The following is a 22417-nucleotide window of genomic DNA, read 5'->3' on the forward strand; positions in this document are numbered from 1 at the left end:
GAGGAATTCGGATGCGGATCCCGCTAGGCCATTCGGAGCGGCTCCTGCTCTTCGGCCGCAACTTTCTCAAGCACCCCCGGATGCTGGGGTCGGTGATTCCGAGCTCACGGTTTCTGGTCAAACGGCTGCTCGCGCCGGTCGACTGGACCCGGGCCAGGGTGATCGTGGAATATGGACCGGGGGTGGGGACGGTGACGACCGAGATCCTCCGGCGGATGGCTCCCGACGCCATCCTGGTGGCAATCGAGACCAACGCCGACTTCGTCCGCTTCCTCCGCCGGCGGATCCAGGACCCCAGGTTGAGGCTGGTGCACGGATCGGCGGCCAACGCGGACGACGTGCTGGCCGGCGCCGGCCTGGAGCAGGCCGATTACGTGATCTCCGGCATCCCCTACACCACGATGCCGGAGGGCACCCGCGATCAGATCCTCCGGAAGACTCACGCCCTGCTGCACCCCCACGGCACCTTCCTGGTCTTCCAGTTCACCCGGGCCGTGCTGCCCTCGCTCCGGGGGCTGTTCGGCATCGTGCGGGAGGAGTTCGAGCTGCGCAACGTCATGCCAGCCCGGCTGTTCTACTGCCGCCGGGACGCCGAGCGGAGAACCAGCTCCCGTCCGGCGCCCCGGCCGCCGATCGCGGGTCCCTCCCCGCAGGCCGCGAGGCTCAGCGATTCCTGACCGTGGCGGCCTCGGGCTGAGAGGCGACCGTGGACTCCGCGGTACGCCAGCCGTCCTGGATGGCGCCGTAGATCTCGGGGAGCACGTCCTCCCGCGCCAGGAGTCCCTCCTGACCGAGGTAGCGGATGACCGCCGGTGGAATGAAGCTGTTGAAGCGGACCATCACCTCGGCATACTCCCGGAAGTGCTGTTGGGCCAGATCGGCGACTTCCCGGTCGCTCAGGGAGAGCGCGGTGGTATACAGCATGACATAACCGATGGTCGCCAGGCTCAATGCGGTGTAGTCGTCGCGCAGATTCTTGGGCAATCCTTCGGTGCGGAACAGGTCGATGACGCCGGCCGCCACGCCGGCCACGGCGGACCCGGCCCGCTTCACGGCCTCGGTAATGCCGGCGGCTTTGCGCCGCTCGCTCAGCATGCGGAGATCGCTGATGTGGTGCTCGATGGTGCGGTGGAGCTGCTTCAATTCGGTGATGACGTCGGGATAATCCTCCAAATCCTTGATCTGCGCCTGAATGGCCTTCTCGATATGGTCCTCCAGCGACAACATATCGGTGACATAGCTGTTGATCGCTTCGTTCCTCTCGCGTGGCACGATGACCTCCGGTGGCTAGGGGAATGTGGGCCTCGCGCGCTTGCGCTCCACGAGGGCAGGCCCAGACCGGGAGAATGGCGCGGTGGTAGATCGCTGTCTGTAAGGAGCATCACGTGATCCCCTACCTCGGCGCCCACACCATCGACAACGGCGGCATTCACCTGGCGGCGCTCCGGGCGGGGAACGCCGGCATGAGCGCGCTGCAGCTCTTCACCGCGATCCCCAAATACTACGGCGACAAGACCTCGATCCGGCCGGAACGGGTCACCCGCTTTCGTGCCGCGCTCGACCAGGCCGGGGTGGCCCCGGCCCAGGTGCTGGCCCACGCCGCCTACGTGCTCAACACGGCCACGGCTGACGAGGAGAAGTGGGGACGGGCGGCCGCGGGCCTCCGAAAGGAGCTGGAGCGATCGACCGCCTTGGGAATCGGCGCCGTCTGCTTCCATCCGGGCGCCGCTACCGACGGCGATCGTGAGGCGGGCGCCAGTCGGGTCGCCCGCGCGATCACCGAGGCGCTGGAGGCGGTCCCCGGCACCACGCGGCTCCTGGTGGAGAACACCGCGGGCGCCGGGACCACGCTGGGCCGGACGGCGGAGGAGGTGGGTGCCATCCTCGCAGCGGTGCCGCGGGCGCTCCGGGCACGCACCGGATACGGGCTCGACACCTGCCACCTCTTCTCCGCCGGCCACGATATCTCTTCCTCGGCGGCGGCGCTCACCCAGGTGCTCGACCAGTTCGAGGCAGCGGCAGGGGCGCCCCCGGCGTTCTTCCATCTCAACGACAGCGAGGGCGGTCTGGGATCCAATAAGGACCGGCACATGCTCATCGGGGAAGGCAAGATCGGCCGGGAGCCGTTCCGCTGGCTGCTGGGGGACCGGAGGAGCGCTGGGGTGCCGCTGGTGCTGGAGACCCCGCAGCAGAATCCCGACATCGCCCCGGACGATCCAACGCCCGATCCCTTCGACGTCAGGATGATGGAACTCCTGCGCTCGCTCGTCTGACGTCCGGTTGCAAAGTTCCGGGGCCGGCGGGAAATCGCCGGTGGCCCGGGACACTGTTGTCGCCAGCCTCACCGCTCCGCCGAGGATATTGCCGCGAATTCTGGCTCGACTCTGGTTGAGAGGCCAGGCCGATCGGCCATGCCCTCACTCGACTTGGACTTCTACCGCCAAAATTTTTGACGAGCGCCTCCCGGTTTGGTGCCTGCTTCTTGCGTACGTCGGCCCGCCCGATGTCCCGGCCCATTCCCCCGCAGGAGACGACTCATCCAGCCAGCACCGAGACGGCCATTTCTGGTGGCGCTCGCCGTGTGCGGTTTCGTCGCCGCGGTGCAGTTGACACCTGCCATGCCCGTGGCGGCGGCACCGGCACGCCCGCTGCTGGCTCCGGCGCTCTTCGTGAGCGCGCCGGAGCCCGTTGCGCCGGCGCCGGTGGACAGCAGCGCCCTCGAGCGGGAGGTGGTTTCGCGCTATGAGTATCGTCCCCTGGCCCGGCTGCTGGGCCAGCACACCCGGGCGCCCGGCATGGCCGTGCGGATCGCCCGGGCCATCGTGAAGGAGGCGGGCCGGCTGCACGTCGCGCCGAGCCTCCTGACCGGGGTACTGCTGACCGAGAACCCGCGGCTCGAATCCGGCTCGGTGAGCAGTCAGGGCGCCATCGGACTGATGCAGGTGATGCACTTCCACGCGGGGACCTTCGACTGCGCCTCGAGCGACCTGCTGCAGGTGGAGGCCAACATCTGTCATGGCGCTCATGTCTTCGGACAGCTGCTCGCCCGCACCGGGGACGTGCATCGCGCCCTGCTGCGATACAACGGGTGCGTGGTGAGCGCCAACACGCCCAACTGCCACCGATATCCCAGCAAGGTGATGCGGGCGGCGGGGCAGGTGCGCCGGCAGCTGCTGCTCTACCCCACCTTCCGGTTTGCCTCAGACAGCAGCCGGCACTCCGAGCCGCCCGCGATTCCGGTCGCGTCGCAGGTCGACTAGAACCGCAGCAGCTTCCGCAGAGCCTTTCCGAGCTTTCGTCCCAGATCTTCGATCTGCTCGATGAGCGGCGCGTGGTGCTCCTGGCACTCGCGGGTGGGCTCGGTGCCCACCTTGAACCACTCGCGCTGGGTCACCGGACACCATTGATTGGCGAGATCGCCGTTGAAGGCGTCGATGGTGCGGCGGACCATCCCGGCCGGCGGGCTCCAGTCCCCGGCGCGCGGGGGTTCCCGCCAGCCCTCCAGGTAGAATGCTGCCCAGGCCGGCGCGGCCAGTCGTCCACCCGAAGCATCCGCCGCGATCGGGCGGGGCGCGTCGTAGCCGAACCACACTCCCGCAACCAGCGTCGGCGTGTAGCCCACGAACCAGACGTCCGCGCCGTTGTTGGTCGTGCCGGTCTTCCCCGCAACGGCACCGCGCACGCCGAGCTGCCGGACGACGCGACCGGTCCCGCCGTCCACGACCGATTCCAGCATCGAGGTGATCTGAAACGCTTCGGCAGGACCCAGCACCCGCTGCGCCTTGGCAGCCGGCGCACGCCAGAGCACGGTTCCGTCTCCGGCCTCGATCCGGCGGACCAGCGAAGGCGTGACCCGGAATCCTCCGTTGGCGAACGGCGCGTAAGCGGCCACCAGCTCGAGTGGCGTCACCTCCGAGGCGCCGAGCGTGAGTGCCGGCACGGCGGCGAGCGGGCTCCGGATTCCGGAGTGGTGGGCAAACGCGGCTACCCGCCGCTCGCCCACCGAGCGGCCCAGTCGCACGGTGGCCGCGTTGGCCGACCGCATGAGCGCGCGGCGGAGGGTGAGTGGTCCACCGTACTCGCCGCCGAAGTTGACCGGCCGCCAGATTCGTCCGTGCTCCTCGAGCTCCACCGGCGAGTCGTCGACCACGCTCGCGGGGGTGAACCCGTCGGTGAGCGCCGCCGCGTATACGAAGGGCTTGAATGCAGAGCCGGGCTGCCGCTTGGCCACCAGCGCCCGATTGAATCCCCGGCTCACCGCCTGCCGCCCGCCGACCAGCGCACGGATCTCTCCATTCCTGGGATCGAGGGCCACCAGGGCGCCTTCGAGCGGCTCACCGCCGCCCCGGTAGCGGGGCCCGGCGGCGCGCTCGATGGCCACGGCCTGCCTGCGCACCACCGCTTCTGCCGCCCGTTGCGCGGTGGAGTCGAGAGTGGTGTAGACCACCAGGTCGCCCAGGCCGCCGGGATCATCTCCTAAGACCGAGTCCACCACGGCTCGAATCGGGTCCAACCCGTAGGAGCGCTCCTCCCGAGGGTGCCATTCGGTGGGTGCCAGCCGAAGTGGCTCGCGCCGGGCGCGCTCGGCGAGCGCGGGCGGGAGGTAGCCTTCGCGGGCCATGAGAGTGAGCACCAGGTCTCGCCGGCCGCGGGCCCGGTCGGGATGACGCCGCGGGGCATAGAACGATGGACCCCGCGCGAGGGCGGCCAGGGTCGCGGCCTCCGCCACCGAGAGCCGGTCGACGCTCTTGCCGAACAGATCGCGGCTCGCGGCCTCCACACCGAAGGTGCCGTTTCCGAGATAAATGACGTTGAGGTAGAGCTGGAGGATCTGTTGCTTGGTGAGAGAGTGCTCCAGCCGCCGGGCGAGCTGGATCTCGATCAGCTTCCGGCGAAGGGAGCGTTGCTGCGATAGCTCGGGCACGAACGCGTTTCGGACCACCTGCATGGTGATCGTGCTGAAGCCTTCGCGCACTTCCAGATGGGAGAGATTGCGGAAGCCGGCGCGGGCGGCGCTGCGCCAGTCGACCCCGTGGTGATAGTAGAACCGCCGGTCCTCCACGGCGATGAACGCCGCGCGCACCCGGCGGGGCACCCGCGCGAGCGGCACGTTGATTCGGCGAACGTAGGCCAGCCGGCCGATGGGCGCGCCCGCCCGGTCCAGGATCCGTCCGCCTTCACTGGGACGGAAAGCCTGGATCTGGGCGGTGCTGGGACAACCGGCGAAGCCGCAGGTGGCGATCCACCCGCCGGTGGCGAGCGCCAGCGTGAGCAGCAGGACGAGCGCCGCGAGCGCGAGGCGTCGTCCGGTGAGCGGGGGAAGCTTCAGCTTGCCTGCGGCGCCCCGCCCATCGAGTTGGCCGCCGCATCGCTGGCCGACGGCGCGCCGTTGGTGGTGCTGCTCCGCTGCTGGTAGCGATCCCACTGCTCACCGGCGCGCTCGCGGACGGTATCCGCGGCTTCGCGAATCCGCTCGCGGGCCGGGGCCGCGCGATCGCTGGTGATCAGGAAGGTGGTCGCGAGACCCGCCGCGAGCGCCAGGACGATGCCGAGGCGGCCGGAGCCTTCGTCTTCCTCGAGCTCGTCCTCCTCCTCGAACTCGTCCAGGTCCTCCTCGTCTTCCGACGCCTCGGCAGCCTCCGCAGCGCGCGCGCGGAGCCGCTCGGCACGCTCGCGCAGCCGGTCCGCGCCCTTCTTGAGACGGCCCGCGCCTTTCTGGAGGCGCCGCCGCGCGCGGCCGCTCAGCTCCTGGACCTCTTCGTAGCCTTCCTCGAGATCGTCCCCCAGCTCGGAGAGCCGCTTCCGGAGAACCTTCCGCGTCTTGGTGCCCGCCTGGGGTGCGGCGAGGAGCCCCACGCCGACGCCAATCGCCGCGGCGAGCACCAGCGCCCCCGCCGCTCCGGTCCGGCGTCCTCTCCGGCCGCCGCCCCCGGTCTCCTGCGACTCCTCGCTGATGCGCTGCTCTCTCGTCATGCATCCTCCAACGCGGGCCGACAGCCCCGCAGTGCTTTCCGTAGGCTGCGTCCGGGGCAGGCCCGGAACGGGAACGTTTCGCACTCTAATCAATCGGAGGGGTGAAGGAAATATCTTGCATTCCACCACCGCTGCGGAAAAACGCGTCTGGGCAGGCAGGGCGAGCTGGGGCCGCCGGACGGACGGGACGGGGGCGGTGGCGTGGTCGATTTCTAGGATGTAAGACGTTGATCGATAAGGCGTTAACACGGTGCAGGCGGCCCTGGATCGTGACCCCAGCGTGGGCGGCACCAGCAGCAGCACGGAACTGGCACTTCCCCATGGCGGCATCCAGAGATCCAGCCCCCGAAAACATCACGCGGCAAAGCGAATCCACCGAGGGCCCAGCCGGGCCCGAAAACCGAACGAGCGTGGGCCATGTATCTCGTTGAGCTGAGGCCGGGCAAGGAAGAGCTGTATCGGACAGGCGACGAGTTAGCGGCCGCCATCCGTAGCGGCGACGTCGACATCCAGTCCCGGATCTATCATCGCGCCACCTCGAAGTGGATCTCGATCACCATGCACCCGCAGTACAAGGCGATCGCGGCCCAGCGCCAGCCCGAGCCGGCACCGCTTCCGCCATTGGAGCGCACCAGCTGGACCTTCTTCAACGCCGCCGCCGAGACCCTCGAAGGTGCTACGGATCCGGAGCCCCCGTCGGACGACACGCACCGTTCCGGGCGCTCGGAGGGCGGCCCGATGCATCCCTGGCGCCGCCCGCTGGCGCTGAGCGTCACTGGTCTCCTCCTGCTGCTGGGCATCGAGCTCTCGTCGTCGGCTCCGCGTCCGCCGTGGTCTCCCAAGCCGCTGGCTCCGCGGACGGCGGCCGAGCGGGCGGAGCAGGTGTCAGCGCCCGCAGGCGAACCGGATGCCCAGGTCTCCCTCGCGAGCAGCTCGTCGAGATACCAGGGGTACACTCGGAGTGACGACCTTCGGAGTGAGGACCTTGACCCGGAGCAGGGCGCGTCGGTCGAAACCGCCCGGGTGAACGCGCCCGTTTCCGCGCCTGCCGCCGCCCCTGCCGCCGCGCCTGCCGCGCCCGGCCCGGTGAAGCTGCCGTTCGAGCTGCCCGTGGCCCCCAAGATTCGCTCGAAGCAGCTGCGTGAGGCGCTGCCCGCGCAACCGGTGGCCCAGCCGGCCGCTCAGCCGGCCGCACGCGAGCGGGGAAACGTGGTGTCGATCGACACCTTTATCCGGCAGTGGAGAGCGGCGCACGACTCGGCCAGGGCGCGGCTGGAGGGCGGCATGCGGGTGGTGCGGCTGAACGATCTGTTTGGGACGTCCCGGCTCTCTCCCAGTGGCGGCGTGACCGAGACCCGGATGGGTCTGGCCGGCGCGAGCAACTTCATTCGGGTGTACCGGCAGCAGCGTGGTCTGATCGAACGCCAGTATCAGGACTCGTTCACGGTAGTCTCCAAGCGGCTTGGCTGGTCACCCGCGGCGATTCGGCGCTGGTATGGCCGGGTCACGCCGAAGGAGTCGCCGGTGGTGGTCGAGCTCACCAACTCGCTCCTCGCGGGAGTGGACAGCCTGCTCGGTGTGCTGGATGCGCAGGCGGGCGCCTACACCATTACGCCGCGCACCATCCAGTTCGATGACCCGGCCGCCAAGGAGAGCTACTCGGCGCTCCGCCAGCGCATCGCGGCCACGGTAGACTCGGCGTCGGTGCTGATGGGCGCCGACTCGAACACTCCGGTGGGCTACCTGCTCCAGGCCATCGGCACTACCCGCCCGCCGCTGGAGATCTAAGCGCTCCGGCGCCGCTCTCGGCGCCGGGCTTCTCGACCAGCGCGCCTGGTGTCACACTCATCGCCCGCTCGGCCAGCTTCGGCTCGCCGCGGGCGATGAGCGCTTGATAGGCCGCGAGCGGCGACACCCCGGACCGCCGGATCCCGTGGTGGTCGCTGCCGACCAGATCCACCAGTCCCTCCGTGACCATCCCCCACGACAGCGCCTCAGGGCCCGATCGGTAGTGCCCGGTGAAGCTGCCCGCGTTCACCTGCAACAGCGCGCCCAGCTCCCGCCAGCGGCGCATCAGCTCCAGCGGGATGGTCCCCTCGAGGTAACGATACCGCTCCGGATGGGCGATCAGGATCCGGCGGCCGGCGGCGCGCGCGGCGCGGATCACGTCGGTGTGCTCGCCCTGCAGGTCGAAGCCGAACTCCACCAGCAGGGTGGCGGAGCCGGCCAATCCCACGTCGGCCCGGCCCGCCACCCGCGCGAGGGTGCCGGCATCCGGGGCCCAGATCTCCTGACCCAGCCCGAGCGCGGGAAGGTCGCGGTGACCGCCTGTGGCGGCCACGAGCCGGTCGAAGGCGCGGCGATGGACGTCGAGCTCGCGGGTGATGGCAGCATCGGTGGTGAGGCGCGGGAGCAGGAGGTGCGGGGTCGAGACCAGGGTACGCACGCCTTCGGCGAACAGGACAGCGAGGCAGCCGAGCGACTCCTCCACCGACTCCGACCCGTCGTCCACGCCGGGGACGAGGTGGTTGTGCAGATCGACGAAGGGCGGGGGCGGGTTGGGAGAGTGCGGTGAGCTCACGGTGTCTATCCTAATCACGCCCACGGATTCAGGTAATCACCGATCACCGAGTCAGATGGACCGAGATATACTTCCGGAGCCCTTTACGCCGAGCGCTCAGTGCAGACTGCCCGCCGAACCCATGGCTTTCGCGAGTCCGTGATCCGAGGGATGACCCGCCTCGCGCGGGAGCACAACTCGCTCAATCTGGCGCAGGGATTTCCCAACTTTCCGGCGCCGGACCTGCTCAAGGAGGCCGCGGCCCGGGCCATCAGGGACGACATCAACCAGTACGCCATCACCTGGGGGGCGCAGCGGTTGCGCGAAGCGATCGCGCGGAAGTACGAGGCGTGGTATGGCCTGACCGCCGACCCCGAGCGCGAGATCACCGTCACCTGCGGCGCCACCGAGGCGATGATCGCCACCCTCCTGGCCGTGGTGGACCCAGGCGACGAGGTCATTGTGTTCGAGCCGTTTTACGAGAACTACGGGCCGGACACCATCCTGGCCGATGCCCGCCCGGTGTTCGTGCCCCTGGAGCCCGGCCGGCCCCTGGACCTGGAATGGCTGGCCGCGGCGTTCACGCCTCGCACCCGGGCGATCGTCGTGAACACGCCCAGCAACCCGGCGGGCCGGGTGCTCGGCCGGGCGGAGCTGGAGGCAATTCGCGATCTCTGCGTGGCCCACGACGTGCTGGCGGTGACCGACGAGATCTACGAGCACATCCGCTTCGAGGGCGCGCACCTGCCGATCGCCACGCTGCCGGGAATGCGGGAGCGCACGGTCACCATCAGCGGCGCCTCCAAGACGTTCAGCGTCACCGGCTGGCGGATCGGGTGGATCATCGCCCCGCCGGAACTCACCGACGCCATCCGCAAGGTGCACGACTTTCTCACCGTAGGCGCCCCGGCACCGCTGCAGGAAGGGATCGCCGCGGCACTCGATGATCTGGAGCCGGTCTTCTATCAGACGCTTGCCGCCACCTACCGCTCCAAGCGCGACCTGCTGCACGGCGCCCTGATCGACGCGGGCTTCGGGTGCAGCAGCCCCGAAGGTGCCTACTACATCCTGGCCGACTTCACGGCGCTGGGCGAAATCGTCTCCGGCACGGGGCCGCCGATGGACGACACCGCCTTCTCGGTGTGGCTCTCTCGTGAGATCGGGGTCACTCCAGTGCCCGGCTCGAGCTTCTTCCGCGAGGGCGGTGGGCGATCGCTGGTGCGGTTCGTCTTCTGCAAGACGGAGGACATTCTCTCCGAGGCGGCCCGCCGGCTCGGCAGCATCAGGGCGGCGGAGACGGCCAGAGGGGTGCGGTCCGCCGCGCCCGCGGTGGAGAGCGGGCTCCAACGCTGAGAGGCCGTCGCCCATGAGCGTCTCCAGCGACCATGGTATCGCGCTGATCACCGGCGCCTCCGCCGGCATCGGACGGGAGTTCGGCGAGCAGGTGGCCCAGCGTGGGTACGACCTGATCCTGGTCTCGCGGGACGCCGCCCGGCTGGGCGAAGTCGCGGCTTCGCTCGAGACGAGATACGACGTCGGTGCGGAGGTCCTCCCGGCCGATCTCACGGTCGACGCCGAAGTGACCCGGGTGGCCCAGCGCATCGCGGGGGAGGCCCGGCTCGCGCTGCTGGTCAACAACGCGGGGTTCGGCGCGGCCGGCCGGCTAGCCGCGACGGACCCGGCGCAACAGGAAGCGATGGTCCGCCTGCATGTGCTTACACCGGTCCGGCTCACGCTCGCGGCCCTGCCGATGCTCTTGCGCAACCGGCGAGGCGCGGTGATCAACGTGTCCTCGATTGCCTCATTCGTCTATTCCCCGGGAAACGCCAACTACTCGGCCACCAAGTCGTACCTGACGACGTTTACCGAGGGGCTGGCGGCGGAGCTCGAGGGGAGCGGAGTGCAGGCGCAGGCGCTCTGTCCCGGGTTTACCCACACCGAGTTTCACGACCGGATGGGCGCGTCATCGGCCGGGGCACCGGCCTTCATGTGGATGAGCGCGGCCTCGGTGGTTCGCGCGTCGCTCCGGAGCCTGGACCGGCGGGGGCCGGTGGTCTGCGTACCGGGGCTCGGCAACAGGCTGCTGGTGCTGCTCATCCGGCTCATGCCCCGGCGTGCCATCGGACGGATCGCTGCATGGCGGCGGGCGCGAGTGGCGTCCGTGGAAGGGCGGGAAGGGCGGTAAGGCCGGGAAGGATGGTGGGGGTGAAGGTGGTGGCGGGGGCGATGGTGGCCGGCAGCACCACAACAACGGCACTCACAGTGGTGACCATTGAAACAGCGTGCACTATGATAAAAGGTGCACGTCACCAGAGTTCGTCCACGCTCGGAGGATTCATGCGGACATTCTGGAGTTGGACCCTGCTCCCCGTCATCCTGGCTGGCTGCGGGGCCGGCAGCCGCTCCACCCCGGCCGAAGCTCCACGAGACCCGCCGCACCCGCGCGACCTGACCACTCCGCTCACCTCCTCGCCGTCCGTGCAGGTGATTTCCAGTCGCGAGGTGATTCGGTCGGAGCCGGCACGGCAGGCCAAGTCCCGCGCTCACCGGCCCGCGCCCAAGGCGCAGACTGTCACACCCATTGCCGAGGCGACTGTCCCAGCGCCGGTCACGGTGTCGCCTTCTCGTTCGCCCGCTCCGGTGGAGACGCCGGTAGTCTGGAAAGGCGGAGCCGCCGCGCTGGAACCGGGACAGACGGTGACGATGGTGCCCGCCGAGTCCGGACCCACCCCCGCGCAGGAGGAGGGTCCAGCCCCGCTCAGGGAGCGGCGCGGCGGCATTATCCGGGTCGGGGGCGGAGGCTGTCACCCCCAGGACGGTCGCGGCCGCGGCAGCGTGTTTCGCCTCTCCTGGTAAGGAGTTAACTACCGCGGTCCAGATCCGGCACCTCTGAAAGGGGTGCCATTTGGCGTACCCGCCAGTTATGCTTGTGCTCGTCCGCTGAATCTGATCACACCGGGTATTCGGCTCCCTCTGGCTGGTGCGCTCGCCCTTTCAAAGGCGGGTGCCCTCGCGCGGTCGGGCTCAGCGTGCGCAGGCGTCCGTGGGCATTGACCAATTTTCACGCACAGTGGGGAGGCACGCATGAGGAAAGCTTGGGCGTTGATCGTGCTCGTGGCCGTATCGACGGTCGGCTGCAATCAGGGTGAACTGCGGAAGGCCCTCGCCGATGCGAAGGCCTCCGAAGCGCAGAAGGACAGCCTCCTGACCGAGGTCCTCGAAACCACTCAGTTCGTGAGCGACATCAACGGGGAGCTGGCGAAGACCAAGAGCATCACGGTCAGCACCAAGGGCACCGATCCGGGCCTGCCCGGGGCCAAGAAGGACCGGGAGGAGCGGAAGCAGGCGCTCGCGCGGGTCCAGGCTGTCATCGCGAAGCTCAACGAGAGCGAGGCGAACCTGAGCCAGGTCGAAACCCGCGCCAAGCAGTCCCGGCAGCGCAACGCGCGCCTCCTCGCCCAGATCGAGACCTACAAGAAGACCATCGACGACCTCAAGGCCACGGCCGAGCAGCAGAAGACCGACTATGAGGCGCAGATCGCCGCGGCGAACACCCAGATCGCGACCCTGGCCGGCCGGGTGGATACGCTGACGACGGAGAACACCACGCTGTCCTCCCAGAAGGCCGCGCTGAGCGATACCGTGGTCAACCTTACCGCGTACAAGAACACCGTGTACTACGCCGCGGGTACCAAGGACGAGCTGATCAAGAGGGGCGTGATCACCAAGGAAGGCTCCAAGTTCCTGATCTTCGGCGGCACCCGCCTGGAGCCGGCCCGCAACCTCGATCCCCAGGCGTTCACGGCGATCGACAAGGTGACCAACACCTCGATCCCGCTCCCCCGGACCGACAAGCAGTACAAGATCATCTCGCGGCAGAGCCCGACCTACCTGGCCCCGGGCGTCGCGAAGGATGGCAAGGTCACCGGCACCGTCAACATCGCCCAGCCGGAAGAGTTCTGGTCTGCATCGAAGTATCTCATTCTGGTGCAGGATTGACCGCGGGGGGAGCCGAATCCCGGTAGGATCACGACGGCCACCTCAGGGTGGCCGTCGTCGTTTCTTCAACAAAGATTCAGTCGGTTCAGGTGGGCGTAACCTCTCTCGCTGCAGTAGATTCAGATTCCGTTGTCAACAATTTCTACATCCGATGAGGAAAAGAATCCGGCGCCCCCGTGACCCGCGACACAGGCGTCCGGGCACTCCCACGGGAAATTCCTGGGAGGCCCCAACCCGGAGGTCGTTCGTGCGGAAGCTGATCCTTGCCGCGGGTATCGCGGCGCTCTGGAGTACCAGCGCCTGCCGGAAAACCGGCGAGGGCGAATACGAAGTGCAGAAGCCGGTCATCGGCACCACGACGGATACCGTGGCGACGCCGAGCGTCGAGACCGGAACCGTCAAGGACACCATCAACGTGCCCAAGGTAAAGACCGAAAAGAAGGAAGTGAACCTGCCGAAGGTAGAGGTGAAACCGCCGGCCGAGCGCAAGCCGTGAGCGCTATCCGCTAACGGTCATCCTCTTTCTCCGACCCGCTGGCGCACCTGCCAGCGGGTCGGCTGGCTTTGGATATATTCCCCTGCGGTCCCCAGTCGTTGCACCGTTGCATCTCTGCACACAGCAGGAGTCGGCATGCTGAAGCTCGGCGCGGGGCTCGCGGCGCTCACCCTGGCCACTGGCTGGGTGCCGCGCGACGCCGTGGCTCAGGGTGGGCCGGCGGCGCTCATCGCCATCCGGGCCGGCCGGCTGGTCGACGTGGACAAGGGCGAAGTCCGGCGCGATCAGGTCATCCTGGTCCGCGGCGACCGGATCGAGGCCGTTCAATCGGGCTCGGCCAAACTCCCCGCGGGCGCGCGCGTCATCGACCTCTCCCGCTCCACCGTGCTCCCCGGGCTCATCGATTGCCATACCCACCTGGTGGACGACATCGAGTCCGCCGACGTGCTGCTGCCGCTGGAGCGCTCCGAGGCGCAGCAGGTCTTCAGCGGCGTCCGCCACGCGAAGGCCACGCTCCTGGCCGGCTTCACTACCGTCCGCGACGTGGGCACCTACCGGGCCCTGGTGGATGCGGCCCTGCGGGATGCGATCAACGACGGGACCGTACCCGGACCGAGGATGAAAGTGGCCGGTGCCTACATCACGGTCTCGACCGGGGGCGGTGAGGTGGCGGGCGCCGCGCCCGACGTGAATCTGCCGGCGTCGTTTCGCTTCGGCGTGGCCAACTCGGCCGACGAGGTGCGCGAGCGGGTCCGGGTACTGCTCAATAGCGGCGCCGACTTCATCAAGATCATCGCCACGGGTGCGGTGCTCACCCGCGGCACTCAGCCGGGCGTGTCCGAGTACACCGAGGAGCAGATCCGCGCCGCGGTGGAGCAGGCCGCGGAGTACGGGACCTTCGTGGCGGCGCACGCCCATGGCGCGGAGGGGATCAAGCGGGCGGTGCGGGCCGGCGTGCGCTCGATCGAGCACGGCTCCCTGATCGACGACGAGGGAATCGCGCTCATGAAAGCGCACGGCACCTGGCTGGTGGCCGACATCTACAACGGGGACTACATCGACAGCGTGGGCCGGGAGCAGCACTGGCCGGCCGACATCCTGCGGAAGAACCTGGAGACCACCGAGACCCAGCGCGCCGGGTTCCGGAAGGCGGTGGCGGCGGGAGTCCGGATCGCCTACGGCACCGACAGCGGAGTGTATCCGCACGGGATGAACGCGATGCAGTTGCCCTACATGGTCCGCTACGGCATGACCCCGATGCAGGCCGTCCAGTCCGCCACCATCTCGGCGGCCGAGCTGATGCAGTGGAAGGACAGCGTCGGCTCCATCGCGCCGGGCAAGTACGCCGACATCATCGCGGTGGAGGGAGACGCGCTGGCCGATCTCAGCCGCGTCATGCGGGTCGGCTTCGTCATGAAGGGCGGGACGGTCTACCTGCCGGAGAACTCGTCATCACGGAGGCAGTGAGTGCGATGCAGTGCATGATGTGTGTTGTGGGCCTTGTCCCCGCTCTTGTCGTCGCGGCCGCGGCCCCCGTATCGGCGCAACGGACGGTGACGGTGGAAGACCTGGACCGGTTGCGGGACGTGAGCGATCCGCAGCTTTCGCCGGAGGGCGGCTGGGTGGCGTACACCGTCTCGGTGGCCGACACGGCCAAGGACCGGAACGACAGCGACGTGTGGATGATCAGTTGGGACGGTGCCCGCACGGTCCAGCTCAGCCGCAGCCCGGCCGACGAGCACGCGCCCCGCTGGAGCCCGGACGGCCGCTACCTCGCCTTCCTGTCCGACCGGGATGATCCCCATGAGTCCGACCAGCTCTGGCTCTTGAACCGGAGCGGCGGCGAGGCGGAGCGGATCACCGATCTTCCCGCCGGGGTCTCCGAGTATGCCTGGGCCCCGGACGGTCGGCGCATCGCGCTGGTAGCGCGGGACCCGGACGCTGACGCCGCGTCCCCGGCCGACTCGGCCAAGCCCAAGACACCCAAGCCGATCGTGGTGGACCGGTTCCAGTTCAAGCAGGACGAGGTGGGCTACCTCGACGCGCGGCGAGACCATCTTTACCTTCTGGACCTGTCGGCTACGCCCCGCGCACCTCACCTCCTGCTGCCGGGCGAGTACGAGGAGCTCTCCCCTTCCTGGTCGCCCGACGGGCGGTCGATCGCATTCGTGAGCCGGCGGCGGCCGGACTTCGACCGGACCGCCAACTTCGATCTCTATGTGGTCGACGCGTTGGTGGGCGCTACGCCGCGGCAGCTCACCACCTTCGACGGTCCGGACATGGACCCGGACTGGGGGAACCGCGCGCCGTCGTGGAGTCCGGACGGGACCCAGATCGCCTACGTGCAGGGCGGGCCGCCCGCGCTGATCTACTATGCGGGTCAGAAGGTGGCTGTGGTGCCGGTGTCCGGCGGTCCAGCCCGGGTGCTCACCGGGGCGCTCGACCGGAACGTGCTCTCGCCGACCTGGTCACCCGACGGGTCGTCGGTTCTCTTCCTGCTGGAGGACGACCGGGTCTATCATCTGGCGCGGGTGCCGGCGAAGGGAGGCGCGGTGGAGCGGTTGGTCGAAGGGCGCCGGGCGATCACCGACCTCTCGGTCGGCCCGGAAGGGCGGATCGCCGTGGCCTCGAGCACGCCCGCGGCTCCCGCGGAGATCTACGCCGTCGAAGGGCGCGACCTCCGGCCGCTCTCCCAGCAGAACAAGGCGTGGCTCGCGGAGGTACGACTGGCCCCGGTGCAGGAGATCACCTTCAAGAGCAAGGATGGGACGCCGATCAACGGCTTCCTGGTCAAGCCCCCGGATTATCAGGCGGGGCGCCGCTATCCCACCATCCTGCGGATTCACGGCGGTCCGGTGTGGCAGCTCTATAACGATTTCGGCAACTTCGACTGGCAGGTGCTGGCCGCGCAGGGCTACGTGGTGGTCGGGGCCAATCCACGGGGCAGCTCGGGTCGGGGAGAGAGGTTCTCCACCGCTATCTGGGCCGCGTGGGGCGAGAAGGATGGCCAAGACGTGCTGGCGGCGGTGGACTACGCCGTGGCCCAGGGCATCGCCGATTCGACGCGGCTCGGCGTGGGCGGGTGGAGCTACGGCGGCATCCTCACCAACCAGGTGATCACGCGCGACCGCCGGTTCAAGGCCGCCACGGTCGGGGCAGGGCAGGGGAACGCGCTGGCCGGCTACGGCACCGACCAGTACGTGCGGGAGTACGAGGCCGAGCTGGGGAAGCCGTGGGCCAAGCCGCAGGTCTGGATGAGGGTGTCGTACCCCTTCTTCCACGCAGACCGGATCGTGACCCCCACGCTGTTTCTCTGTGGCGACGCCGACTTCAACGTGCCGCTGCTCAACTCGGAGCAGATGTACCAGGCGCTCCGGAGCCTGGGGCGGGAGACCGAGCTGATCATCTATCCGGGCGAGCCGCACGGGCTCAACAAGCCGAGCCACCAGCGGGACCGGCTGGAGCGGTACCTGGCGTGGTACGGGAAGTATCTGAAGGCGGGAGAGGCCACGACGTCGGTGCGGTAGGGGGGGTCGAGGGCCGGGGGCCGAGGGACGGGGGCCGAGGGGGGTCACTCCGGTCGTTGCAGGCCGCCCCGGGGCGCACGTCGCACGACGAGATCACACGGCCTGACACTCCCTGCGTGACCCCCCTCGGCCCCCAGGCACGCGCACACAGCGCGCGTGAGCGCGGCGGGTGCCGCGCTGGTACAGTGGTGGGCGCAACGGCGTTGCGCGATGGTCGGTTCGCACGTGCCCGCGGGCTCCGATGCTCGGGCGCAGGCGGCGGGCGGGGATCGCGGAGGGAGTCAGGCCGTGTGATGCCGGTCTAGCTCCGTGTCCCCGGGGCGGCCTGTTGTGACCGGAGCGAGCCCGGCCCGGAGCCGGCCCCCCCGACCACGCCCGCCGCCGGAGCCGGCGCCCCGATCCGTCGCCGTAGGTGATGCACCGATCTACAGACGGTAACCACCCTGTCATACCGGGTGACTTTATGAAGGCTCACTACACCCGCATCTCCTGGCCGCTGCTGCTCGCGCTGATGTTCGCCGGCTGCGGCTCGCACCACGGCACCTCCGAGGCGGTCTCGCCCAATACGCCGGTCGAGCTCGAGGTGGAGAATCACAACTGGAGCGATATCGTCATCTATCTGGTCCGGGGCAGTCAGCGCCAGCGGCTGGGGATGGTGACCGCGCTGGGTAACACGGTCTTCACCTTCCCCTACCGCCGGCTGGGCAACAGCGGCGACGCGCGGCTCTCGGCGCATGCCATCGGCGGGAGCGGCTACACCAGCGAGTCGGTGCTGGTGCAGCCGGGGCAAACCCTCAAGTGGACGCTCGAGAGCGATCTCGCGCGCTCGAGTCTGGCGGTGTACTGAGGTCAGGGATTGCGGTCGATGCAACCAGTCCGTGCGTTGGGATTGTTCTGCTCCTCGATCGGAATCGGCAGGTTCACGTCGGAACCGTAGGTGCCGCCCTTGTGATAGGCGCCGTTGGGGAAGACCGAGTTCACCGGCCGTCCGTATCCGGTCGGCGCGGGCCGCACCAGGCGCCGCATGTCGCCCAGCCGGTGGCCGGTAGCGAAGAGCCAGAAGGCCCGCTCGGAGAAAAGCAGGTCCACCGCCTCGTCGCTCGAGCCCGGCACGGCCAGGTTGCCCAGCGCAGGTGAGATGGCGTTCGCCCTCAGATCGTTCAAAATCGTGGTCATCCCCGACACGTCGCCCGCCTGCAGCGCCGCCTCGGCCTCGATCAGCCGGGCTTCGGTGCCATCCGCCACCGGCACTGGTGAGGTGGCGTCGGGATACTTATCGAGATTGAACTGGGGGGTGATGAGATCGAGTCCGAAGTCCTCGGTGTCGGTGTAGGGAACCCGCGGGTCATTCGCCGACCGGTAGGCGAGTCCCACGCCGCCCTCCTGGTCGGACAGCGACCAGAGGCCCGCCTGACCATAGGTAAAGATGGCGTTCTGGAGCCGGAGCGGACTCTCGGAGTGCTCGGTCACATACAGAAAATCAGTCGGCACATCGGCCGCTACGGCGCCGGCCTCGGCGAACTGGCCCATGTCCAGCAGGGTGCGGGCGCGCCCGAGCAGTGCCAGGTTGGTGATGGTGCCGTCGTCCTCTGCGAGCCCCGGGTGGGCGAGCGCCGAGTCGAACTTAGCGAGGGCGGCCTGGTATGTCTCCGCCGTGGTCAGCGGGGTGCCGAAGGTGACAGTGTCACCGCGTACCTTGCCGAACGGCACCCCGGAGCAGAAGTCCTCGGCGAAGTAGAGGTAGGTATATCCCGCAAGGGCCAGCATCTCGGCGATGTCCGGGGTGCTCCCCGGCTCCAGCAGAAACTTCTGCAACGCCTCTGCGGCGTGTTCCGCGCCGGCCCGGGCCTTGTGCAGGTTGCGATAAACGTCGGAGAGGTTGGGGTTGATCAGCGCGGTGGTGCGCTGGTCGATTTCCTGCTCCGAGGGCGGCGTGGTGGAGTGCTCGAACTCGTCGGCGAGCAGGCCGCTCAGCAAGATCAGCCCGTCGTCGAATTCGCTTCCATCGCCGTCCTTCACGAAGCCGAAGTCGGAGATCGCCCCCAGGCGCAACGAGGCGGCCCCTTCGGGCGAGTCGAGCGTGCCGGGGTCGATGGCGGCGGGTTGGGTCGTGTCGAGCAGGCCGCAGGCGCCCGTGAGCGTCACACTGGTGATCAGCGTGGCAGCCAGGCGCGCCCTGCTCCATGTCAGGATCGTCATGTTCGATGTCATCCCGGTCAGAAGCCGACGTTGAGGCGCGCGGTCCAGTACTGCACCTGTGCCTGGGATTCGAAATCCGAAGACGCGAAGTTGTCCTGGTTGAAGGCGTTTACCTCCGGGTCGACCCCGGTGTAGTCGGTGATGGTCCACAGGTTCCGTCCTGCGAGCGTGAGGCTCAGCCGGCTGGCCCTGAACGCCCGGGCCCAGCGATCGGGCGCCTCGAAGGTCAGGGACAGCTCCCGAAGCTTGATGAACCACCCGGGCTCCAGGAACGCGACAGAGTTGCCGCCGCCCGGCAGGAAGGTCGCCTGAGCCTTGGCCTGCTCCTCCAGCGGCGCGGTCTTGTCGTAGAGCCCGCGGCAATTCTGTATCGAGAAGCACCGGAACTGCTCCAGCGAGTTGTCCACCAGATGACCGCCGCGATAATCGAACTGGGTGCCCAGCACCACCCGCCCGCCGAAGATCGCCAGATTGCTGTTGAGCGACGCTTCCTTGGTCGGGATCGCGGAGCCGCGGAAGACCGCGCTGTCGCTCAGCTTCACTTCGGAGTCGTCGAAGACGCCGTCCAGATTCGGGTCCAGATCGATGATGCCATCCCCGTTCGCGTCGTTGAAGGTGATCACCGGGGCCCAGTACCCGCCCGCTGGATAGCCGGCGACGTGCCGCTGGTAAAAGCCGACGAAGATGGGACTCACCCCTTCGCCCAGCTCCTGGATCCTGTTCTTGGTGGTCGAACCGCTCAGCGTCACGTCCCACGCGATCCGGGGATTGTCGATGATCCGGGTGTTGATTGCCACCTCGAAGCCATGGTTCTTGATCCGGGAGAGGTTCACGAATTGAGACTTGGAAGCGCCCAGTGACGGCGCGATGTCCCGCTCGATGAGCGCATCCTTGGTGAGCTTGTCGTAATACGTGAGCTCGACCGAGACCCGGTCGCGGAAGAGTCCAGCGTCGATGCCGGCCTCGAACTCGCGCGAGCGTTCTGGTTTGAGGTTGGCATTGCCAAAATTGCCGAAGCTCACGCCAGTGGTCGCGCGGCCGGTGCGCTTTCCGGCCGTCGCGGAGAAGAAGCGCCGGGCGTCCGTGGTGCCGGGCTGCTGGCCGGAGGCGCCGAAAGCCGCGCGGAGCCGCAGGGTATTGAGCGCGTCGAGGTGGAAGAACGGCTCGTCCGAGATCAGCCACGAGGCGCTAGCTTTGGGGTACACCGTGGCGTTGAAGTTCTGGCCGAACGCGCTGTTGTCGTCGAATCGGAGCGCGCCGGTCACGAACAGGCGCTGCTTGAGATTGATCTCCTCCTCGAGGTAGCTCCCGATCGAACGGGACTCGAGCGAGGTGTCCCTCGCCTGGCTGGTCGCCGCACCGCTGATGCTGGAGGAGCCGGCCGGCAGGTCCCGGCCGGAGGCGTAGTTACCGCGGGAGAGGTCGCGGAAAAACTGGCCGCCAACTGAGGTGCGGGAGCCCACGGCGTCCGACAGCGAGAAGCGGGCCTCCACACCCAGATCGATCGAGGTCTGGGAGATCTGGAACCGGTTGTCGCTCCGGGCGCCGAGCCGGTTGGAGCCGCCACCCCCGTCGTAGTCTGCCACCTCACCGGTTGGGAAGAACTGGACGTCGGTGCGGTTCACCACATCGTAGCCGATGGTGGCCCGCCCGGTGAGCCATTCCCGCGGGCGCCAGTTGCCGGTGAAGCCGCCGGTGAAGCGGTTGGCGGCCTGATTGGCCAGCTCGGCGAAAAGTTCCGCGGGGATGAAGTACCAGCCCCGGTTGAAGTCGGGGAGGTATCCGCTCGTCGTTCCACTGCCGTTCACGGTGAGAAAACTGTTGTCGTTCTCGATGAACCGGGTGTTGCTGCTGAGGAACCCCACCGAGGCGTCGACGTCGAGAGTCTTGGCGACCTTCGCCGCGACGTTGGCCCGCACCGCGAACTTCTCCAGCGCATTGGGCCGACGCTGGTTGTCCGGCAGCGAGCCGCGCGCCGATATGACGGAGTCCTCCTCGAACTTCGGCAGGCGGAACGGGCCCAGTTCGTTGTCGTAGGAGCCGGCGACAAAGTACGTCACGTCGTCGCTCCCGCCGGAGACATTCGCGCCGTACTGCTGCCGAAGCCCGGCCTTGTAGGGGCGGGTAGCCGGGTCGTTGAGTGGTTGGAAGCTCTGGACGGACGTCTGGGTGCAGAGCCCATAGCGCTCGCTCTGAATGCTGCAGAAGCCGTCGTAGCCGCTTTCGATGCCCGCGGCTGTCGTGTCGCGGCCGGCAAAGTTGAGCGGATAGCTGTTGTTGTCCGAGACGGCGCCCAGCTCGGAGAACAGGTTCCACCGCGGTGGTCCCGCGGTTCCGTGCTTGGTCGTGATCCGGACGACGCCGTTGGAGGCCTGAATGCCGTACAGCGTCGCGGCCGCCGGGCCCTTCACGATCTCGATCGATTCGATGTCGTCCGGGTTGATGTCGTTGATCCGCGAGGGGCCGGCGTTGGTCGGGTCGTCCACTCCTTCGCCGCTGATATCCAGGGTGGTCGAGAAGGCCGAGCTCTCCAGCCGGATGCCATCCATATAGTAGAGCGGCTCGTTGGAGAGCGAGATGCTGTTCGAGCCGCGGATCCGGATTCGGGTGCCGCTCCCGGTGATCCCACTGCTCTTGAGCACCTCGACGCCCGCCGCCCGGCCCGAGATCAGATTGGTGAACTCGGTGATCGGCGCCGTCTCCGCCACCTTGGCCACATCGATGGTGGTGACCGCGTTGCCGATTTCCAGCTTGCGTTGCTGGCCGGTCGCGGTGGTTACCAGCTCATCGAGCTGGACCGGCGCGGCCTCGAGCGCGAAGTCGAGTGCCACTGTCTCGCCCGCTCCCACCGCGGCCGTCTGGGCGGCCGGCTTGTAGCCGACCCGCAGCACGCGCACCTGATAGCTGCCGGGTGCCACGTTGCGGAAGAGAAAGTGGCCTTGCCGATCGCTGTTCTCGATTCGGCTGGTGCCGGTGAGGAGGATCCGTGCGGCCTCCAGGCCGGCACCGCCGGACTGGTCGGTGACCCGGCCGCCGATGGCGCCCTGTTGGGCCAGGACGGAGATCGGAGCACCCAGAAGGACACAGCAGAGGAGTGAGATCGCGGAGAGCCATCGCTGACGGATGCCAGTGGCCATAGTCCTTCTCCTGTGATACGAGACTGCCCGGGAGGCCGGTGCGAGGATGTGTCGGATCGGGTCGGGCAGCGCTGGATGGTCTGCCAATGTGCAAGACGCCGCGCCAGTTGTCAAAACCCTGCCGGCGGCGGGAACCCCTCCCGCCCCGCCGCTTACGCTTGACGCCACTTCCGCCGCGGCATATCTACATATCGCCTAGCTTACGCGGCCTCCGTCTCTCGCCCGGCCGCAAATCCAATCCTGGTCCTCACCCCCGGAGGTCTTCGTGCCCCGAGACCTGGTTCGACTGCTCATCGGTATCGTTATGTGTATGACGCTGGCCGGCGCGGCGGGCCCACTTGCCGCGCAGGCGGGAACCCTGCACGGCACCATCGCCGACAGCACCGGTGGGGCCCTGGCCAGCGCCTCGGTGACCGTGGAAGGCACCGGCCTCGCCGCCGTGAGCGGCGGCACGGGCGAATACAAGATTACCGGCGTCCCCGCGGGTCCTCATACGGTCTACGTCCGGCTCATCGGCTATCGGGCT

19 protein-coding genes are annotated in these 22417 nt (G+C 68.4%); 13 read left to right on the top strand and 6 right to left on the bottom strand.

Annotated features, from left to right (window positions below):
- The first annotated feature begins 11 nt into the window (after positions 1-11).
- Entirely contained in the window at positions 12-677 is a 666-nt protein-coding gene (locus tag VHR41_13160; protein ID HEX3235144.1) for a methyltransferase domain-containing protein, read from the top strand.
- Here VHR41_13160 and VHR41_13165 read toward each other — a convergent pair.
- The gene (locus VHR41_13165) at positions 664-1272 is read right to left on the bottom strand and encodes a hypothetical protein (protein HEX3235145.1); all 609 of its coding nucleotides are present in this window, start codon (positions 1270-1272) and stop codon (positions 664-666) included. The two genes, VHR41_13160 and VHR41_13165, sit on opposite strands and share 14 nt — an antisense overlap.
- A gap of 113 nt (positions 1273-1385) precedes the next feature.
- Between VHR41_13165 and VHR41_13170 the strand changes: the two genes are divergently transcribed.
- Both VHR41_13170 and VHR41_13175 read left to right on the top strand, forming a co-directional pair.
- The gene (locus VHR41_13170) at positions 1386-2273 is read left to right on the top strand and encodes a deoxyribonuclease IV (protein ID HEX3235146.1); all 888 of its coding nucleotides are present in this window, start codon (positions 1386-1388) and stop codon (positions 2271-2273) included.
- Between the two features lie 294 nt (positions 2274-2567).
- Positions 2568-3260, top strand: coding sequence for a transglycosylase SLT domain-containing protein (locus VHR41_13175; protein ID HEX3235147.1), 693 nt, complete (start codon positions 2568-2570; stop codon positions 3258-3260).
- On the opposite strand, the gene VHR41_13180 is transcribed toward VHR41_13175, so the two are convergent.
- Together VHR41_13180 and VHR41_13185 are read right to left on the bottom strand one after the other, a co-directional pair.
- A complete protein-coding gene (locus VHR41_13180) occupies positions 3257-5425 on the bottom strand; it encodes a PBP1A family penicillin-binding protein (protein ID HEX3235148.1) in 2169 nt (722 codons plus the stop codon). The genes VHR41_13175 and VHR41_13180 overlap by 4 nt on opposite strands.
- Positions 5326-5973: a YtxH domain-containing protein gene (locus tag VHR41_13185; GenBank protein HEX3235149.1), complete on the bottom strand. Its 648-nt coding sequence runs from the start codon at positions 5971-5973 to the stop codon at positions 5326-5328. The genes VHR41_13180 and VHR41_13185 overlap by 100 nt, the downstream gene beginning before the upstream one ends.
- 417 nt (positions 5974-6390) lie before the next feature.
- Here VHR41_13185 and VHR41_13190 point away from each other — a divergent pair, with 417 nt between their 5' ends.
- The gene (locus tag VHR41_13190; protein ID HEX3235150.1) at positions 6391-7761 is read left to right on the top strand and encodes a hypothetical protein; all 1371 of its coding nucleotides are present in this window, start codon (positions 6391-6393) and stop codon (positions 7759-7761) included.
- On the opposite strand, the gene VHR41_13195 is transcribed toward VHR41_13190, so the two are convergent.
- On the bottom strand, positions 7736-8554 hold the full coding sequence (locus VHR41_13195) for a CpsB/CapC family capsule biosynthesis tyrosine phosphatase (GenBank protein ID HEX3235151.1): 819 nt from the start codon (positions 8552-8554) through the stop codon (positions 7736-7738). The genes VHR41_13190 and VHR41_13195 overlap by 26 nt on opposite strands.
- Before the next feature lie 150 nt (positions 8555-8704).
- Between VHR41_13195 and VHR41_13200 the strand changes: the two genes are divergently transcribed.
- From VHR41_13200 to VHR41_13235, 8 genes are all read left to right on the top strand, one after another.
- The gene (locus tag VHR41_13200) at positions 8705-9886 is read left to right on the top strand and encodes an aminotransferase class I/II-fold pyridoxal phosphate-dependent enzyme (protein HEX3235152.1); all 1182 of its coding nucleotides are present in this window, start codon (positions 8705-8707) and stop codon (positions 9884-9886) included.
- Between the two features lie 13 nt (positions 9887-9899).
- The gene (locus VHR41_13205; GenBank protein HEX3235153.1) at positions 9900-10718 is read left to right on the top strand and encodes an SDR family oxidoreductase; all 819 of its coding nucleotides are present in this window, start codon (positions 9900-9902) and stop codon (positions 10716-10718) included.
- A 152-nt stretch (positions 10719-10870) separates the two neighbouring features.
- On the top strand, positions 10871-11389 hold the full coding sequence (locus tag VHR41_13210) for a hypothetical protein (GenBank protein ID HEX3235154.1): 519 nt from the start codon (positions 10871-10873) through the stop codon (positions 11387-11389).
- A gap of 228 nt (positions 11390-11617) precedes the next feature.
- Positions 11618-12532, top strand: coding sequence for a hypothetical protein (locus VHR41_13215; protein HEX3235155.1), 915 nt, complete (start codon positions 11618-11620; stop codon positions 12530-12532).
- A gap of 247 nt (positions 12533-12779) precedes the next feature.
- Positions 12780-13028: a hypothetical protein gene (locus VHR41_13220; protein HEX3235156.1), complete on the top strand. Its 249-nt coding sequence runs from the start codon at positions 12780-12782 to the stop codon at positions 13026-13028.
- Positions 13029-13163: 135 nt separating this feature from the next.
- The gene (locus VHR41_13225) at positions 13164-14495 is read left to right on the top strand and encodes an amidohydrolase family protein (GenBank protein ID HEX3235157.1); all 1332 of its coding nucleotides are present in this window, start codon (positions 13164-13166) and stop codon (positions 14493-14495) included.
- 26 nt (positions 14496-14521) lie between these two features.
- A complete protein-coding gene (locus VHR41_13230; GenBank protein ID HEX3235158.1) occupies positions 14522-16555 on the top strand; it encodes a S9 family peptidase in 2034 nt (677 codons plus the stop codon).
- Positions 16556-17018: 463 nt separating this feature from the next.
- Positions 17019-17402: a hypothetical protein gene (locus VHR41_13235; GenBank protein HEX3235159.1), complete on the top strand. Its 384-nt coding sequence runs from the start codon at positions 17019-17021 to the stop codon at positions 17400-17402.
- 2 nt (positions 17403-17404) lie between these two features.
- Here the strand turns inward: VHR41_13235 and VHR41_13240 are convergent, their stop codons facing one another.
- Positions 17405-18754, bottom strand: coding sequence for a hypothetical protein (locus tag VHR41_13240; GenBank protein HEX3235160.1), 1350 nt, complete (start codon positions 18752-18754; stop codon positions 17405-17407).
- Positions 18755-18771: 17 nt separating this feature from the next.
- Positions 18772-21891: a SusC/RagA family TonB-linked outer membrane protein gene (locus VHR41_13245; protein ID HEX3235161.1), complete on the bottom strand. Its 3120-nt coding sequence runs from the start codon at positions 21889-21891 to the stop codon at positions 18772-18774.
- A 265-nt stretch (positions 21892-22156) separates the two neighbouring features.
- Between VHR41_13245 and VHR41_13250 the strand changes: the two genes are divergently transcribed.
- On the top strand, positions 22157-22417 hold a 261-nt coding region (locus tag VHR41_13250; protein ID HEX3235162.1), incomplete at its 3' end, for a carboxypeptidase regulatory-like domain-containing protein.

Source organism: Gemmatimonadales bacterium, from assembly GCA_036265815.1.
Lineage (GTDB): Bacteria > Gemmatimonadota > Gemmatimonadetes > Gemmatimonadales > GWC2-71-9 > CAVVWJ01.

Bases quoted from the DNA above. Each gene is read 5' to 3' on its own strand.
- VHR41_13160 (HEX3235144.1), top strand. From the start codon at position 12: ATGCGGATCCCGCTAGGCCATTCGGAGCGGCTCCTGCTCTTCGGCCGC.
- VHR41_13185 (HEX3235149.1), bottom strand. From the start codon at position 5,973: ATGACGAGAGAGCAGCGCATCAGCGAGGAGTCGCAGGAGACCGGGGGC.
- VHR41_13190 (HEX3235150.1), top strand. From the start codon at position 6,391: ATGTATCTCGTTGAGCTGAGGCCGGGCAAGGAAGAGCTGTATCGGACA.
- VHR41_13200 (HEX3235152.1), top strand. From the start codon at position 8,705: ATGACCCGCCTCGCGCGGGAGCACAACTCGCTCAATCTGGCGCAGGGA.
- VHR41_13205 (HEX3235153.1), top strand. From the start codon at position 9,900: ATGAGCGTCTCCAGCGACCATGGTATCGCGCTGATCACCGGCGCCTCC.
- VHR41_13210 (HEX3235154.1), top strand. From the start codon at position 10,871: ATGCGGACATTCTGGAGTTGGACCCTGCTCCCCGTCATCCTGGCTGGC.
- VHR41_13215 (HEX3235155.1), top strand. From the start codon at position 11,618: ATGAGGAAAGCTTGGGCGTTGATCGTGCTCGTGGCCGTATCGACGGTC.
- VHR41_13225 (HEX3235157.1), top strand. From the start codon at position 13,164: ATGCTGAAGCTCGGCGCGGGGCTCGCGGCGCTCACCCTGGCCACTGGC.
- VHR41_13235 (HEX3235159.1), top strand. From the start codon at position 17,019: ATGAAGGCTCACTACACCCGCATCTCCTGGCCGCTGCTGCTCGCGCTG.
- VHR41_13240 (HEX3235160.1), bottom strand. From the start codon at position 18,754: ATGACGATCCTGACATGGAGCAGGGCGCGCCTGGCTGCCACGCTGATC.
- VHR41_13245 (HEX3235161.1), bottom strand. From the start codon at position 21,891: ATGGCCACTGGCATCCGTCAGCGATGGCTCTCCGCGATCTCACTCCTC.